The sequence below is a fragment of the Rothia sp. P7181 genome (assembly GCF_048513015.1).
GTDB lineage: Bacteria > Actinomycetota > Actinomycetes > Actinomycetales > Micrococcaceae > Rothia.
On sequence record NZ_JBLXXZ010000003.1, the window covers coordinates 89,953 to 105,303 of the forward strand.

12 protein-coding genes are annotated in these 15,351 nt (G+C 46.1%); 5 read left to right on the forward strand and 7 right to left on the reverse strand.

Annotated features, from left to right (window positions below; all coding sequences use genetic code 11):
- The first annotated feature begins 128 nt into the window (after nt 1-128).
- Nucleotides 129-563 (forward strand): RDD family protein, encoded by a 435-nt coding sequence (locus ACN08Z_RS02520; protein ID WP_419103097.1) that lies wholly within the window; start codon nt 129-131, stop codon nt 561-563.
- Between the two features lie 80 nt (nt 564-643).
- Here ACN08Z_RS02520 and ACN08Z_RS02525 read toward each other — a convergent pair whose 3' ends face one another.
- The 3 genes from ACN08Z_RS02525 to lipB all read right to left on the reverse strand — a co-directional run bounded on the left by ACN08Z_RS02525 (nt 644) and on the right by lipB (nt 3,307).
- Complete coding sequence (locus ACN08Z_RS02525; RefSeq protein ID WP_419103032.1) at nt 644-1,369, reverse strand: DUF4191 domain-containing protein; 726 nt, start codon at nt 1,367-1,369, stop codon at nt 644-646.
- Between the two features lie 151 nt (nt 1,370-1,520).
- The gene (gene lipA / locus ACN08Z_RS02530) at nt 1,521-2,528 is read right to left on the reverse strand and encodes a lipoyl synthase (RefSeq protein WP_419103033.1); all 1,008 of its coding nucleotides are present in this window, start codon (nt 2,526-2,528) and stop codon (nt 1,521-1,523) included.
- Nucleotides 2,529-2,632: 104 nt separating this feature from the next.
- The gene (lipB, locus tag ACN08Z_RS02535) at nt 2,633-3,307 is read right to left on the reverse strand and encodes a lipoyl(octanoyl) transferase LipB (RefSeq protein WP_419103034.1); all 675 of its coding nucleotides are present in this window, start codon (nt 3,305-3,307) and stop codon (nt 2,633-2,635) included.
- 211 nt (nt 3,308-3,518) lie between these two features.
- On the opposite strand from lipB, the gene ACN08Z_RS02540 reads away from it, so the two are divergent.
- Nucleotides 3,519-5,117: a protein kinase domain-containing protein gene (locus ACN08Z_RS02540; RefSeq protein ID WP_419103035.1), complete on the forward strand. Its 1,599-nt coding sequence runs from the start codon at nt 3,519-3,521 to the stop codon at nt 5,115-5,117.
- 72 nt (nt 5,118-5,189) lie between these two features.
- Here the strand turns inward: ACN08Z_RS02540 and ACN08Z_RS02545 are convergent, their stop codons facing one another.
- The 4 genes from ACN08Z_RS02545 to ACN08Z_RS02560 form a co-directional block, all read right to left on the reverse strand.
- Nucleotides 5,190-5,561 (reverse strand): hypothetical protein, encoded by a 372-nt coding sequence (locus ACN08Z_RS02545; protein WP_419103036.1) that lies wholly within the window; start codon nt 5,559-5,561, stop codon nt 5,190-5,192.
- Between the two features lie 178 nt (nt 5,562-5,739).
- The gene (sucB, locus tag ACN08Z_RS02550) at nt 5,740-7,404 is read right to left on the reverse strand and encodes a 2-oxoglutarate dehydrogenase, E2 component, dihydrolipoamide succinyltransferase (protein WP_419103037.1); all 1,665 of its coding nucleotides are present in this window, start codon (nt 7,402-7,404) and stop codon (nt 5,740-5,742) included.
- A gap of 98 nt (nt 7,405-7,502) precedes the next feature.
- Nucleotides 7,503-8,918 (reverse strand): dihydrolipoyl dehydrogenase, encoded by a 1,416-nt coding sequence (gene lpdA, locus ACN08Z_RS02555; protein WP_419103038.1) that lies wholly within the window; start codon nt 8,916-8,918, stop codon nt 7,503-7,505.
- A gap of 280 nt (nt 8,919-9,198) precedes the next feature.
- On the reverse strand, nt 9,199-10,716 hold the full coding sequence (locus tag ACN08Z_RS02560) for a leucyl aminopeptidase (RefSeq protein WP_419103039.1): 1,518 nt from the start codon (nt 10,714-10,716) through the stop codon (nt 9,199-9,201).
- Between the two features lie 320 nt (nt 10,717-11,036).
- Between ACN08Z_RS02560 and ACN08Z_RS02565 the strand changes: the two genes are divergently transcribed.
- The 3 genes from ACN08Z_RS02565 to ACN08Z_RS02575 all read left to right on the forward strand — a co-directional run bounded on the left by ACN08Z_RS02565 (nt 11,037) and on the right by ACN08Z_RS02575 (nt 15,339).
- Nucleotides 11,037-12,005 carry a PAC2 family protein gene (locus ACN08Z_RS02565; protein WP_419103040.1) on the forward strand — a complete coding sequence of 323 codons (969 nt, stop codon included), beginning with the start codon at nt 11,037-11,039 and terminating at the stop codon, nt 12,003-12,005.
- 235 nt (nt 12,006-12,240) lie between these two features.
- Complete coding sequence (locus tag ACN08Z_RS02570; RefSeq protein ID WP_419103041.1) at nt 12,241-13,635, forward strand: hypothetical protein; 1,395 nt, start codon at nt 12,241-12,243, stop codon at nt 13,633-13,635.
- A 318-nt stretch (nt 13,636-13,953) separates the two neighbouring features.
- On the forward strand, nt 13,954-15,339 hold the full coding sequence (locus tag ACN08Z_RS02575; protein ID WP_419103042.1) for an RNA polymerase sigma factor: 1,386 nt from the start codon (nt 13,954-13,956) through the stop codon (nt 15,337-15,339).
- The last annotated feature ends 12 nt before the right edge of the window (nt 15,340-15,351 follow it).

The following is a 15,351-nucleotide window of genomic DNA, read 5'->3' on the forward strand; positions in this document are numbered from 1 at the left end:
CCATATTCTGATATTTTTGCTCAGACGTATCTTTTATGTTTCGTGTTCGTAACATGAATGAGAGATGTAAGTCACCTCTAGGGTGTTCCTCTGACCATATGTGAAAAGTTAGATACTCTTAAACCGTGATGAAACGTGAAGATTTAGGATCATGGCTTAATGGCCCACCCACCGATCAAAAATACCCGGGCGAACATATGGGAAGACCTCAGCAAGGCCCTGGCTCTATCGCCCGTTTTGGACGAAGAATAATTGCTTTTTGTATCGACTGGTACTTGTGGTGGGCGGTGCTATACCTCTTGAACGTTCCACACCTACAAATATTCGTACTTCTTGTTGTTTGGGCATATCAAAGTATCACCATCGGCTTATACGGACATACCTTAGGGCATTTCTTATGCGGGATGCAGGTTCAAACAGTGGACGGTCACCCTGTAGGTCTTAAAAATGCTATCTTGCGTTCTACCTTAGTAATGCTCGTTCTTCCTGTCTTTATGATGGATGCAGATACTCGAGGCGTTCACGATAGAGTCCGCAATATGATTCTTGTACGTATCCGTTAATGTCTTCGAGGATACAGACATTAAATAAGGCTGGTTGGTGATGTATACATCACCAACCACCCTTATTTAATACTGGTCTTTTAGCGTCCGCGCATTGCCTGACGGTCAGGGCGCATACGGCTTGGATCAATACCCTTAGGAATGGGCAACATATTATTCTGCAATGAAGACAACCGATTATTAACGGCATGAACTTCTTGCTGGGTGAGCTGTTTAGGAAGCTTCTTCATCTGAGGAACAATTTTCTTCAGAGGAGTTTGTCCTTCACCGTTGCCAGAATGAATCACATGAACAGGAACGTTAGGAATCACTCGCTTAAGGCGTTTCTTCTCCTGATTAATAAGTGAAGAAACACGAGCTGGGGAACCTTCAGCGACCAAAACAATGCCAGGGCGACCAAGCGCACGGAATACAACGTCTTGGGTGCGAGGGTTAATAGCTACTGGCTGTTGTTCTACAATCCATCCTCGACGTAGAGAATTTAATGCTGCACCAGAGGCACCGGTCTGACCTTCAATCTGACCGAAGGCAGCTTTTTCTGCTTTTCGAGACAGAACCATAACAGCAACGAGAAGAGCAAAAGGAATACCGATAATAGTCCAAGTAATCCAGTTTTTCAGGAGGATGCCGATGAGGACAAAGGCAATAAGAACAGCTGCTGCCCAGAAGAAAAGAATCCAGCCAATACGAGGCTCAGAGGTGCGTGTCATAGCATAGACTTGCTTCATCTGAGCAAACATGCCAGGACCTTTATTCTTTTTCTTCTTTTCTTGTTGTGCGCGCTTTTCGTCGCGTGATGAAGTCACTGTGCGTCCTTCGCTTAAGGTGATGTGCTGGGGCACCCAACCACGCAGGCTGAGAGCGTACAAATATTTATTCTATATGACGTATCGGCTAAGACGATGTTGGAAAAAGAAAATATGCAGAGCAAAACGTGCCACTGACATAAGTTTTCTCTTAGTATCCTGCAGCTACTAGAGCAGAAGCCTCTTGCATTGCTCCGCCGTCGTCATCAATGTGAGCGAGTTCAGGAGGAATAGGGTAACCGTGATGTTTCATAGCACGTGCCCAGAGTCGTCCTGCACGGTAAGATGAACGAACCATAGGCCCTGCCATAACTCCAGCGAAACCGATTTCTTCTGCCATGGCAGAGTATTTGAGGAACTCTTGGGGTTTGACCCAACGATCAATGGGGTGGAAGAGCGGACCTGGTCGTAGGTATTGTGTCAAGGTAATAGTGTCGCACCCATAATCGTAGAGGTCGCAAAGGGCTTCGTAGATTTCTTCTTCGGTTTCGCCCATTCCAAGAATGAGGTTCGATTTGGTGATGAGTCCGGCCTCTTTACCCTGTTGAATCACTTCAAGGGATCGTTCATAGCGGAATGCTGGGCGAATCTTTCGGAAAATTCGTGGAACAGTCTCGAGGTTATGGGCAAAGACTTCTGGTTTAGCGTCGATGACTTGCTGTACGTCTTCTGGTGTGCCTTTAAAGTCAGGGATGAGAATTTCGACGCCTGTTCCCGGTGATACTTTGTGAATCTGTCGGATGGTTTCTGCATAGAGCCATGCGCCACCGTCGGGTAGGTCGTCTCGTGCAACACCGGTTACGGTGGTGTAACGTAGCCCCATTTTTTTAACGGATAGCGCAACTTTAATTGGTTCAGTACGGTCTAAAGCTAGAGGTTTTCCGGTGGCAATTTGGCAGAAATCGCAGCGGCGAGTACATTCTGAACCGCCGATGAGGTATGTTGCTTCACGGTCTTCCCAACATTCGTAAATGTTAGGGCAGCCGGCTTCTTCGCAGACCGTATGCAAACCAGAGCCACGAGCGAGGTTAATCATGTCTTTATAGGCAGGACCAACTTTAGCTTTAGTTTTAATCCAGTGAGGTTTTTTCTCGATGGGGACTTCAGCGTTACGTGCTTCCACGCGCAATAGCTTGCGTCCTTCGGTAGCTACGCTCATCTTTAGTGCTCCTTTTTCTTCCAATGACCTGATGAAATTCTAATGCCATATGGGTCATTCATTAATAATTTATTGCGTGTGTGATGCAATGAAGTCTGTGATGTTTATTGTGCTCGCGGTTCAAAAGACTCGGCTAGTTGGTCGCTATACCTTAAAAGCTCAGCTTCGAGAGAATCTAATAATTCTTCAGGGGTGAAGTGTCTGCCAAGTTGTTCGCTAATGCTCGTCACTCCAGCATCGCTAATTCCACAGGGAATAAACTGGCTAAACGGCGCTAAATCGTTGCAACAGTTAATAGCGAAGCCATGCATCGTAGTATTTTTTGCGACGCGTATACCAATAGCAGCAATTTTTCGGTCTGGTGTGTTGCCTTCTCCGAGAACCCACACACCAGAGCGCCCTTGAACTCTTTGCCCCTGTATCCCTAGTTGTGCAAGAACATTAATCATGATGTCTTCACAGATACGAACATAACGTACAACGTCAAGTGGCTCAGGCAGACGTACGATAGGGTAGCCGACTAATTGCCCTGGGCCGTGCCAGGTGAGCTTTCCACCTCTATCAATAGGGACTACTGGCGTGCTGGTATCTGCTGCGGGATATTCGTGTGCTTCAGTGCGTTTGCCAGCTGTGATAACAGGTTGGTGTTCTAATAACAACACCGTATTTTGTTGTTCATAAGCGGAGACTTTATCGTGAATGCGCTGTTGTAAAGAAAGTGCTTCAACATAGTCTACGTAATCGGGGGCAAAACCAACCCGCTTAATCTCTAAGCTCATATCTTCTACAGTATCCTTGTTTTTCTCTGTTCGGAAATTCCTCAAACGTGAGATTCGTCCGAGACCAGACAAAGGATAACCTAATTTTTTGGATGAATATGACAGAAATATTTCTCGAATAACATCTCTGTCCACAGCCTTATGACTAGTCGAAACGCTCTTTTGTGGATACCTGATGCCCTAAAAATTCTTCATCAGATATACCAGAGGTATGAGTACTCAGCCAGAGAATTACCCTCGTAGCATTTCCCTTGATCAATACGCTACTTTCCGATACTCCCTCGGGGCAACACAACAGCGAAGCTTATGGGCGGTAAGTTACCTTCCTGAAGAAGGGCATAATCCACTCTCTATCCCAGAAGGAAATTATGCCCTCGAAGAGATTTTCAACATCTCCCCAGCTGAAATGCGCCCTGCTGAAAGACTATGTTCTTTACCTACCCACGAAGACGTAGCAACTGTTTTTGCTATTTCCTCGGCAGGAGACAACGAATATATCTGGTATGAACAAACAGACGCAGGAACTCTCGAGAATCTTTTAAGTGAAAAAGGAAAAATTACGCCAGAAGAAGTGACAGGCATGGTTGAACAACTTTGCCGTGGTTTACGTTGGCTCCATGAACAGCAGATGGCATACCGTGCGTTAAACCCTCGAAATATTGGTTTTACCAGTAACGGAAAACTGAAACTATACGCTCCAGAACGAGAGTTACGTGGCGCAACCAAAACAGTTATTGAAGAGTATATTCGTCACGATACTTCAGCTCTTGCCTCTATTATTTGGCGATGTTTGACAGGGGAGGAGCCTGCAAATGCCAGTGATCGAACACCTCTACATTTCCTCTATCCGACGATGAATAAAGAGCTGATGTATTGTCTAGAAGCCGCTATCGATCACAGTGAACATATGCCTCAACTTCACGAAATCTATCGCCTACTGGCACATGAGTTCGTGCCTCGTCCAGTGAATCTTTTCGCTAGTGCACATCCTCAAACACATGGAACCCTACCTGCTGAGCACCCTTGGAACCCGCCTACCCCTGAACAGAAAACTTCTTTTCAGCGATTCTTTGGGCGAAAGAGTATAGAGGTTCCCTCAGCCCTTGACCTTAACCAAGATGTACCATCCCATCGAATGAAAAAGTTTTTATCCGGCAAAATAACACGCCTTGTTCAGTTGTTGTCACAACGTAAAATTCTATGGGGAGCAATAGCCGTCTTCGGCATATTCATCATAACGATGATGTATGGGGTGAGTGGGCTCTCTGGATTACCCTTAGCCGAACCGCACCAAGAAAAGACTCATACTACTCCTTCTTCTGAGGATAAAAGAACGGTGAGTTTGCCACAACATAGTGATGCTCCTTCTGCGCAGCAGGACTCTTCACCTTCTATTTATCCCGACCCACCTGAAGGAGAAGAGCTTGCTGAGCTCTTAGATGAACTCTTGCACAAACGTCAGGAATCTTTTTCTCAAAATCATCCATTGGTCAATACATATGCTGTGAAGGACTCTCCACAATATTTAGCTGATATGGCTTTACATGAACGCGATACCCAGCGAGAACTTGGAGAACAAAGTGTGAGACTAACTCACATACAGCAGGTTCAGGGGGAGAGCGATCGTATAGAAGTCCAAGCCGATATTGTGTCTTCTGCTCACAGTGCAAAACTTTTAACAGATGAAGAGAAACAGCGGTATGGGATTAAAACGGTGGGTGAACATGTGCAACAAACAGTGTGTTTTACTCTTCTACCAGATGATACAACGTGGAAAATCTATGATGCTCTCCCGTTGAATGGAGAATAAAAGAACGCGCTGTGAGCATCGAGTTATTCATCGATACTCACAGCGCGTTCTAATCTGTGTGTAGAAATATTTTTAGTGCCAGAGCGTTGCTAGCGCGATATTGATGAGGGCAAGTCCACCAACAGCGTGAGCTAAGGGGATATTGCGTGCTTTTTCAAGCGTGCCAGCAGCTCGTGCTGATTTATATTGACGCTGGCCCACAAAAGCGGCTACGCAGATAACGATTGCCAAGAGAATTTTGATGCCAATTTTCATATGGTTTAACTCTGCGTGCTGGGACATCTGAATAAAGTACAGGGCAAAACCTGTTGCTAGCTGGAGAAGAGCTGCATGAAATTGTCCGGGCAGGACGATTGCCTGTTTAAAATGTGCTACCCAAATTCCAAAGACTAATGCTGCTCCGACGATGTGTAAGAAAACTAAGAATGCAATGACCGTACTCATGTCTCTAGTCTACGGAACAAACAAATATTTTGCAGACACATTGACAGTAAAACCCTGTTCAGTGCTCAAAAACACGCAGATAAACAATGGTGGGTATGAACCACACAATGTGTGTGGCTCATACCCACCGACTCATAACTCAGGTTTTACCCTAAATCATAAAAACTATCGCTAGTTTTTAGAGACCGACCTCAGCTTCAAATGCAGCACCCTCGAGGCGAGTCTGCAAGAAGTGGAGGAAACGGCCCGCGTCTGCGCCATCAATGACGCGGTGATCATAGGTCAAGGAGAGGTAAGCCATGCTACGGATAGCAATGACATCGTTACCCTCTGCATCTTGAATCACTGCAGGACGCTTAACTGTTGCACCAATACCCAAAATAGCAACATTAGGCTGGTTAATAATCGGAGTGAAGAATACACCGCCGGTATTACCAATGTTGGAAATGGTGAAAGTGGAACCAGAAAGTTCTTCAGGGTTAATCTGACCGGTACGTGCGCGAGAAGCAACATCACCAATCTTCTTTGCCAAGCCAGCTACGTTCAAGTTGCCTGCGTCCTGAATAACAGGAACAAGCAGACCCTTAGGAGTATCTGCAGCAATACCGATGTTCTCAGTGTTGTGGTAGGTAATTTCCTTGAGGTCTTCAGACATAGAAGCGTTGAACTGAGGGAACTGCTGAAGAGCCTCAGTAACTGCCTTAGTGAAGAACGGCAAGAAGGTGAGCTTAGCACCTTCACGTGCAGCAAACCCATCTTTTGCTTTGTTGCGAAGAGCAACAAGACGAGTCAAATCAACCTCAGCGACCTGAGTGAGCTGAGCAGAAGTTGCCAAAGACTCCACCATACGCTTTGCGATGGTCTGGCGGATACGAGGAGCTTTTTCAGTTGTTCCACGCTTTGAGGAGACCTTAGGTGCAGGAGCGCTCTTTTGTTCGGTAGCTGGGCTGGCAGCCGCAGCAACAGGAGCCGGTGCAGCAGGAGCAACAGGTGCAGCAGGAGCGGAGGACTTCTTTGCCTCTACTGCTGCCTGAATATCCTGCTTACGGATACGTCCGCCAACGCCAGTGCCCTTAATAGTTGAAAGGTCAATGCCCTCTTGCTTTGCCAACTTGCGAACAAGTGGAGTGACGTATACTTCGCCCTGTTCAGTAGTAGGAGCTTCAGCAGTAGGCGCCACAGGAGTAGCAGGAGTAGCAGGAGCAGCTGTAGGAGCTTCAGCCGCTGGCTCAGCTGGTGCAGCAGGTGCGCTAGACGCGCTACCGATAACAGCAAGAACCTGACCAACCTCAGCTTCTTCGTCCTCTTCAACACGGATTTCTAGAAGAGTACCTGCAGCAGGGGAAGGTACTTCGGTATCAACCTTATCGGTAGAAACTTCGAGAAGTGGTTCATCAACTTCAACGGTCTCGCCTACTTCTTTGAGCCAACGAGTGACCGTACCAGAAGAAACAGACTCACCAAGTGCAGGAAGAACAACTTCCTGTCCTTCTGCAGAACCAGTAGCAGCTGGCTCAGCCGGTACAGCAGGAGCTTCTTCCTGCTGAGCAACAGGAGCAGATTCTTCTGCGGCAGCTGCAGGCGCAGCAGGAGCGGCAGCACCAGAACCATCGCCAATCACGATGAGAGGAGCGCCAACTTCAACGTCAGCATCTTCTTCAACAAGAATCTGCTCTACAACGCCAGCTACCGGTGAAGGAACCTCAGTATCTACCTTGTCGGTAGAAACTTCGAGAAGGGGATCATCAACGGCTACGGTATCGCCAACTTCAACGAGCCAGCGGGTAACGGTACCCTCGGTTACGGATTCGCCCAATGCGGGCAGTTCTACTGTGTGGGACATATCTTCCCGTTCTCCTTGTGAATTCGGAAATTATAAAAAAGTGGAGGTGAAGGCGTAACAACCTTAGCTGATACGCCAACACAAAATACTGAGAAGTATTAGCCGTGTAGGGGAGCCCCAGCAAGTGCCATAGCAGCTTCGCCAAGAGACTCATTCTGAGTTGGATGTGCGTGAATGAACTGTGCTACATCCTCAGGGAAAGCTTCCCAAACAACCCACATCTGAGCTTCGCCGATTTGCTCACCCATGCGCTTACCAATAGCATGAACACCGACGATAGGGCCATCTTTCTGGCGGACAACCTTAACGATGCCGCCAGTACCCAAAATCGCTGACTTACCGTTACCAGCCAAATTGTATTCAGTAGTTTCGATATTTTCAGCACCGAACTTTTCTTCAGCCTTAGGCTGAGAATAGCCGACAGAAGCAATTTCAGGTTCGCAGAAAGTAACCTTAGGGATGTTAACATCCTCAACAATCTGAGGGTTCAAACCAGCAATTTCTTCTGCAACGAAACGACCCTGCTGGTAGCCGCGGTGTGCCAACTGAACGCCAGGAACAATATCACCAATAGCGTAGATATTGCCAACACCAGTGTGTAGACGCTCGTTAGTGATAACAAAACCGCGGTCCATGGTAAGCCCCTGCTCTTCATAACCGAAACCAGCAGTGTTGGGGCCACGACCAACAGCGACAAGAACGATATCTGCTTCAAAGACTTTTCCGTCAGCCAAAGTAACTTTAGCGCCGTTAGCATCCTGTTCAACCTTCTCAAAAAGAGTTCCGGTGTTAAACTTGATGCCACGCTTCTTGAACTCACGTTCAAGAACTTTAATGATGGAAGGATCTTCGTTAGGTACGAGGTGAGGTAGACCCTCGATGATAGTAACCTCAACGCCCATGGAGTTCCACATAGACGCAAACTCAGAACCAATGACGCCGCCACCAAGAACGATAGCGCTCTTGGGCAGGTAATCCATCTGAAGTGCTTCGGTGGAGGTAAGAACTCGGTCACGAATCTCTAAGCCAAAAGTCTTTGATACAGAACCAGAAGCCAAGATGATGTGCTTGCCCTTATAAGCAGTTCCATCAACAGTGATGGTATCGGTAGCGGTCAGTTTACCTTCACCAGAAATAACGGTGACTTTTTTCATCTTCAAAAGACCAGAAAGTCCCTTGAACTTTCCTGCAACGATGCCGTCTTTGTAATCGCGAACTTTACCCATATCAATGGATTCCACGGTTGCGTTAACGCCGTATTTGGATGCTTCACGAGATTCCTCAGCTAATTCCGCTGCGTGCAAATACGCTTTGGTCGGAATGCAACCGGTGTGAAGACAGGTGCCACCGAGTTTTTCTTTCTCGATAAGACCGACGGTGAATCCTAGCTGAACTGCGCGAAGAGCTGATGAATAACCAGCGCTTCCGCCACCGAGGATGAGAATATCAAATTCTTGAGCTGTTGCCGTATCGGGCACTTTTGCGCTCCCTTGCGTAGATTGGAATAAATCCATTTTGCTTAAGGTTTCGGTTCATCGACCTAAAAGTCTGCTCTCTTACAAAGTTCTCAGAAAGAGCGCAGATAGCCTATGAACTCTCCTCTCTACCGTACCGCAACTCAGATGTGTGGAGTGTACAAAGGTGAAAGTGTTACACATGTTTTAGGAAGAACACATCACACTGGGGTAGAGGTCACGTTTAAAAACACCCCAAAAAGTTCTATGTATTAACAAAGTCGGGCTTTTTGCGTGTGCAAAAAGCCCGACCCTCGCCTTTGAACCTATCTTAACGACGTTAGGAAGCTAGAGACTCCACAAACGTCAAAAGTGTTGCAACTGACATGCCAGTGCCTTCCTTAGGGGTAAATCCATAAGGAGATTCCTCATTAAAAGAAGGACCAGCGATATCAAGGTGTGCCCAAGGAATCTGCTGTTCATCAACAGAGCCAACAAACTCTTTGAGGAACAACCCAGCGCTTAGCATTCCACCATAACGGCCACCGATATTCTTCAAATCAGCAACGGGAGAGTTCAAGCTTGCGCGAAGATGTTCTGGTAAAGGCATAGGCCAGAAGGTTTCTCCTGCCTGACGTGAAGCCTGAACAATATCTTCACGAACCTTCTCATCGCCCATAACTGCAGCATAACGAGCACCTAGAGCAACGAGTTGAGCTCCCGTAAGTGTTGCAACATCAATAAGAACATCAGGTGCTGACTCAGAAGCGTATGCTAAACCATCAGCCATGACAAGACGTCCCTCTGCGTCAGTGTTGAGAACCTCAACAGTTTGCCCGTCACGCATCGTCAAAACATCTTCAGGGCGGATAGCTGTACCACCGGGCATGTTCTCTGCCAAGCACAAAATTGCTGTAACAGCTACAGGCAGTTCAAGTTCAGCAGCAGCTGCAACAACATTCAGTACGGTTGCTGCACCAGCCATATCGCTTTTCATGGTCATCATTGCATTGCCTGGCTTGATGGAGTTTCCACCAGAGTCAAAAGTGATGCCTTTGCCAACTAAAGCAACATGTTTTTGAGCGCCTTCGGGAGCGTACTTTACCTCGACCATACGTGGAGGTCGTGCGGAACCCTGCCCTACGCCTGCAATGCCGCCAAAACCGCCATCTTTGAGTTCTTGTTCATCAAAAACTTTAACTGTTACATCTTTGAGGTCAGCAACACGTTCTGTAGCTTTCTGAGCAAACGTTTCAGGGTAAAGGGAAGATGGGGGTGTATTCACCAAACGACGTGTAGAATCCACCGCTTGACCAAGAATCAGTGCACGAGTGAGAACATCAGAAGCTGCATCAGATTCTACTTCGGTCACAATGGTGATGTTCTCGACCGCAGTCTTAACAGAGTCTGCAGTGCGAACTCGTAACTGTGGATCGCTAAAAGCACCCAGCGCAGCACCTTCAGCGATAGCAGCTACCTCAGCAACATTCTGTGCTGGTAGAGCAAGAGCAACATCTGAGAATCCTGCAAGCTGGCGGATAGCAGAACCTGTGGCGTAACGTAACGCATCAATATGTGCTTGAGTATCTTCCTGACGTGCTCCTAGACCGATTAATGCAAGAACATCAGCGTTGGTCTCATCGACACCAGGTAAACGATGTAATTGATCTGCAGCACCGGTTACTCCCAGATCCTCAAGAACTGCTTCAAGCCCCTGCGCTGTTTCTTCGCCCAAAGGACCGCGCTCAAGAACTGGACCTTCTGTAGAAGAATAAACTCCTAGGACAAGAATCTGAGCCTCAATAGTTTCAAGGTCGGGGGAAGCGACTGAAAAAGTAAGATCGGATGAATCAGACATTATTCTCCTCATCAAGATAGATGGTAGTGTTTGGACTCTTAAAGATCTTTAAGTCGATAATGTTCCTACCGTTTATAGAGACATAATCAAAGGCGAGATAGATAAGAGTTGTATCTCATACTATCTTGCACCATGACCAGAAGACAGCTGTTTGAACTAATACAACAGAGAAGAAACAGAGAGTTTGCCGATTTCTCTGATTACACTAACTTAAGACATGCTCTAATACAGAACAGGTTCAGCCTTCTTGAACGTGTAGATATACTAGAGTGTTTCAAGAACTCAAGAGCATAACGGTACGAGAAAATGAGGGAGGGAATATGCTCAATCCAGAAGACTTATATGAGGAACAATCTGGGATGCTCAGCCATCCGCGTATTCAAGGGCTTCCTCTGCTGGTGTCTCTAGAGCCTCCACATGATATTGGCGGAACCGCCTATGGGGTAGCCGACGTGTTACGCAAAGAACTAGAACATATTAAGCTCGCTGAATTCGATTTTGACCAGCTATGCCGCTACAGAGAACGAAGCTTGCACTCTTTATTCCGTAAAGGCCTCTTTGACGAGATGTCTCTACCTGAGGTGAACTTGTACCTCATGGAAGATCACCTCAAACAGCCATTTTTGCTTCTTGCCGGTGCTGAACCTGACTATCAGTGGCAACGATTTGTCCAAGCTATACTGCGTATCATCCGTCAAGTTAAAAGCTCTTATGTCATGCTCGTGTCTGGGTACGCAATGTCCTTTCCTCACACTCGCCCTATCGTCGTGACGATTCGTGGCTCCTATGAGGAAGTTGTTGCCCCTCTGCGTACCGTCAACCATGTTTTTGAGATGCATCAGTCACATACTGATTTCTTAGAATATATGCTTGCTCGTCAGAACATTAAAACAGTGAAATTTAATGTGCATGTGCCACGATACTTAGGAGATAACTTTTTACCGCAAGCTGTATTACGGGCATTGGAACATATTACGTTGGTCTCGAAATTGTCTCTACCTCTTGAAAAAATGGTGGTGGCTTCAGGACAAGCTCAAAAAAGCATTAACGAGATGTTCAAAGACAACCAAGAAATTGCCTTCCTTATTAAAAAATTTGAAGAAGAGTATGACAGGTATATGAAGCATTATCCTCTCAGCATGCTGGAGCTAGATGTTCAGGAAAATGATTCTTTACTTGACCGCGAGACGATAGGTCAAGAAATTGAAAAATATCTTGAAGAATTAGGGGAAAGCTCTTCTTCTGACTCATCGAATGCTGATAAACCTGATTCGCCGAGAACCTCATGATGATAAAACGTAGTTCATGATGTCGATACCTATCGATATCATGAACTAACAACTCTGATGAGAGCCTACTTAATTGCTGGAGACCTATGAAGTCTCTCCTTAACCTAAAAATACAAGTAGCTTTTTCTCGATGATTGCAGGAGCTGGGGTATTGCCCTCTTTCGTTCGTCACGTCTTATCCACAGTTTTCTGATACTCAGTACTTTTAGCCATAATCCTCATGCACAGTGGAGATATGGCATCTTCACATCACCCTTATTTTTTCGAATCCTTAGCACCTCACCCTGACTCACCTGCTCATGCCGTGGCGTACATCGTGCACCAACTAGGTTATTGGCCTGAAGACTCCGTTGTTCTCGTTCTTGCTGACACAACGCTCGGGCCTTTAGTACGTATCGATAGCAGGCAAGAATGTTCTCGCCAAGAATCGATATCATTGATAACCCATCTTGTTCAGATGCTTTCCGAAAAACCCATAACCGAGGATAAGCTACCGTATTTTTTACTTGCCGTTTTTGGGCCGAACACACCCACTCGTAGAAGACAACTAGAAAATAATCTTAACCAACCTCCTTGTATCGAAGAGATTGAAACTGATCGATTAGCATCTGCGCTGTGTACCTACTGGCAACACGTCGGTATAGAGGTTGCATCGGTGCATCAAAAGACGCTCCTTGACGTCTTATATATTGGAGAAGTTTCGTATTGGAGAGCTCATCGAGATACCCACGAAATGATGTTGAGCGGATTCATCGATGAGGTGCAACGAACCGATGTCTACCTTAACTTGTTACTTGCTGGTTCTTGTGTTGCGCCCTGTGAGCTAGAAGCACAGAAACACTATTTACCTTCGCTAGAGAAAAGCCGTGATGTAGAGTCTAAGAACTGGTGGGAGGAAGAAATGGTGTTATGGCTGAAGGAATACCTCCAACACATTAAAACGCCAGATAGCGCCTATGCACAAGATTTTTTAACTCAAAAATACTATGAGAATATTTTGTGGAACCACGCCCTTATCCACGTAATAGAAACAATAAACCAATATCAGCGAACAGACTCAGCAGAGTTTGCTGATGCCATACGAAAAATACTAGACCCACACCTTATTGCTTTTCTTGGGGCAACATTAACGTCTGAACTTAGCGCACAATCTGTTATATATACCGTAGCTCTAGGCATAGACGAAACATCTTCTTTGTACCAGAAATTATCCAGCGCATATAAGAACTATCCGACGCATGAGATTCTTTGCCCACTTGGGTACGAACAATATCTGAGGCAGGCTAAAAGAATGATGAAACAAAAGACTAAAAAATCTCAACAACAAGATAGGGATATGCTTAATCTTTCACTTGAGAAATTTGCGTCAGTACTCCTAGGGAAACATCGTATAAAACCTGACCCCCAGAGAATTGCTGCCATGGAGATTTTATGTGCTCTGATTCTTCGCGCATATGAAAAACCTGACACTGCGCGAGCTTACGTTCTTTTGGCATGGGGGAGTTGGGCTATTGGACAAGGCACTAAGGCTCGTGAATATCTTCGAAAAGTGCAGGAACAACTTCCCACGGAAGAACTTTTTCTCAAAAATATAGAACAACTTCCACCGTGGCTAGGCGGAGAATTTTAAAAGAACGTTAAAAACTCTTGACAATAGAGCTGAAATCTGAGTTTATGTGGTGCGAATTATGAAAAACAGAATCAACGCCACACCGATAACCTACCGCAAGGAGCCGTAAATATCTGACATACTCTATTACTGACCCCGTACGAGTCTGCGATAAGACAGTATCAACGAGTTGGAATAATCTACAGATGACCATTGTTATCTATGGTAGAACCCTCGTCTGATGATGCTTATCGTGATAAGCAGACTTGACAGGGTCTTAGGTGTTTTGACTGCAAGGCACTCCCACTGTCTGTAGTCTGTCAAATAGAAAGGTACTCTGTGTCACCTGCTGCACGTAAGAAGGTTGATGAAGCGGAAGAAAACGCTACACAAACCGCTACTGCTCAAAAGAAAAAAACTACTCGGACTAAAACAACCGCTAAAACTGCTAAGGCTGCTCAAGAACCTAACGAAGCTACTGCTGTAGAAGAAACTGAAGGCACTCAACCTAAAGCTCAGCGCAAAACTAAGAAAACTTCTACTACAAAGAGCACCAAAACCAAAGCAACTTCTAAAAAAGCTGCCAGCGAAGAAGACGAAATTCTCGACGAAGACATCGAAGCCGAAGAACTCGACATCGACGTCAGCGATGAAATTTTAGACACCGATGACCTCGATGAGGACGTCGATGATGAAGAGAACGCCAAAAAAGAAGAAAAGAAGCAGACCGAAGAAACTGCTGCTAAACGTAACGGCTTTGTTCTTACGTCAAATGATGAAGACGACGCCCCTGCCCAGCGCGTTATCGCACCCGGCGCAACCGCTGACCCCGTCAAAGATTATCTCAAACAAATTGGTAAAGTATCTCTTCTGAACGCTGAGCAAGAAGTAGACCTTGCGATGCGTATTGAAGCTGGACTTTACGCAGAACATAAGCTCAAAGAAAACCCACAAATGGACCGTGAGCTTAAAAAAGAACTTCGTTGGGTCATTCACGACGGACGTCGTGCCAAAAACCACCTTCTTGAAGCAAACCTACGTTTGGTCGTATCTCTAGCGAAACGTTACACCGGACGAGGAATGCTGTTCTTGGACTTGATTCAAGAAGGAAACCTCGGTCTAATCCGTGCTGTTGAAAAGTTTGATTATTCTAAAGGTTTTAAATTCTCAACGTACGCAACATGGTGGATTCGCCAGGCTATTACCCGTGCAATGGCTGATCAAGCGCGCACCATTCGTATTCCTGTACATATGGTTGAAGTCATTAACAAATTGGCTCGTGTGCAGCGTCAGATGCTTCAGGATTTAGGTCACGAACCTACCCCTGAACAGCTAGGTGAAGAACTCGATATGGCTCCAGAGAAGGTTATTGAAGTACAGAAGTACGGACGTGAACCTATCTCCTTGCACACGCCTTTGGGTGAGGACGGAGACTCAGAGTTTGGCGATTTGATTGAAGATTCAGAGGCCGTTGTACCTGCTGATGCAGTGTCCTTTACACTATTGCAAGAACAGCTTCATTCTGTCTTAGACACTTTGTCTGAACGTGAGGCAGGAGTAGTTGCCATGCGCTTTGGTATGACAGATGGGCAGCCTAAAACTCTCGATGAAATCGGTAAAGTTTATGGTGTAACCCGTGAACGTATCCGCCAGATTGAGTCTAAGACGATGTCTAAACTTCGTCACCCATCACGTTCTCAGGTACTACGAGACTACCTCGACTAAGAAGACGATGAC

Excerpts from the sequence above, each read along its gene's own strand:
- ACN08Z_RS02520 (WP_419103097.1), top strand. The coding sequence starts at position 129 with ATGAAACGTGAAGATTTAGGATCATGGCTTAATGGCCCACCCACCGAT.
- lipA (WP_419103033.1), bottom strand. The coding sequence starts at position 2,528 with ATGAGCGTAGCTACCGAAGGACGCAAGCTATTGCGCGTGGAAGCACGT.
- lipB (WP_419103034.1), bottom strand. The coding sequence starts at position 3,307 with ATGAGCTTAGAGATTAAGCGGGTTGGTTTTGCCCCCGATTACGTAGAC.
- ACN08Z_RS02540 (WP_419103035.1), top strand. The coding sequence starts at position 3,519 with ATGAGTACTCAGCCAGAGAATTACCCTCGTAGCATTTCCCTTGATCAA.
- ACN08Z_RS02545 (WP_419103036.1), bottom strand. The coding sequence starts at position 5,561 with ATGAGTACGGTCATTGCATTCTTAGTTTTCTTACACATCGTCGGAGCA.
- sucB (WP_419103037.1), bottom strand. The coding sequence starts at position 7,404 with ATGTCCCACACAGTAGAACTGCCCGCATTGGGCGAATCCGTAACCGAG.
- lpdA (WP_419103038.1), bottom strand. The coding sequence starts at position 8,918 with ATGGATTTATTCCAATCTACGCAAGGGAGCGCAAAAGTGCCCGATACG.
- ACN08Z_RS02560 (WP_419103039.1), bottom strand. The coding sequence starts at position 10,716 with ATGTCTGATTCATCCGATCTTACTTTTTCAGTCGCTTCCCCCGACCTT.
- ACN08Z_RS02565 (WP_419103040.1), top strand. The coding sequence starts at position 11,037 with ATGCTCAATCCAGAAGACTTATATGAGGAACAATCTGGGATGCTCAGC.
- ACN08Z_RS02570 (WP_419103041.1), top strand. The coding sequence starts at position 12,241 with ATGGCATCTTCACATCACCCTTATTTTTTCGAATCCTTAGCACCTCAC.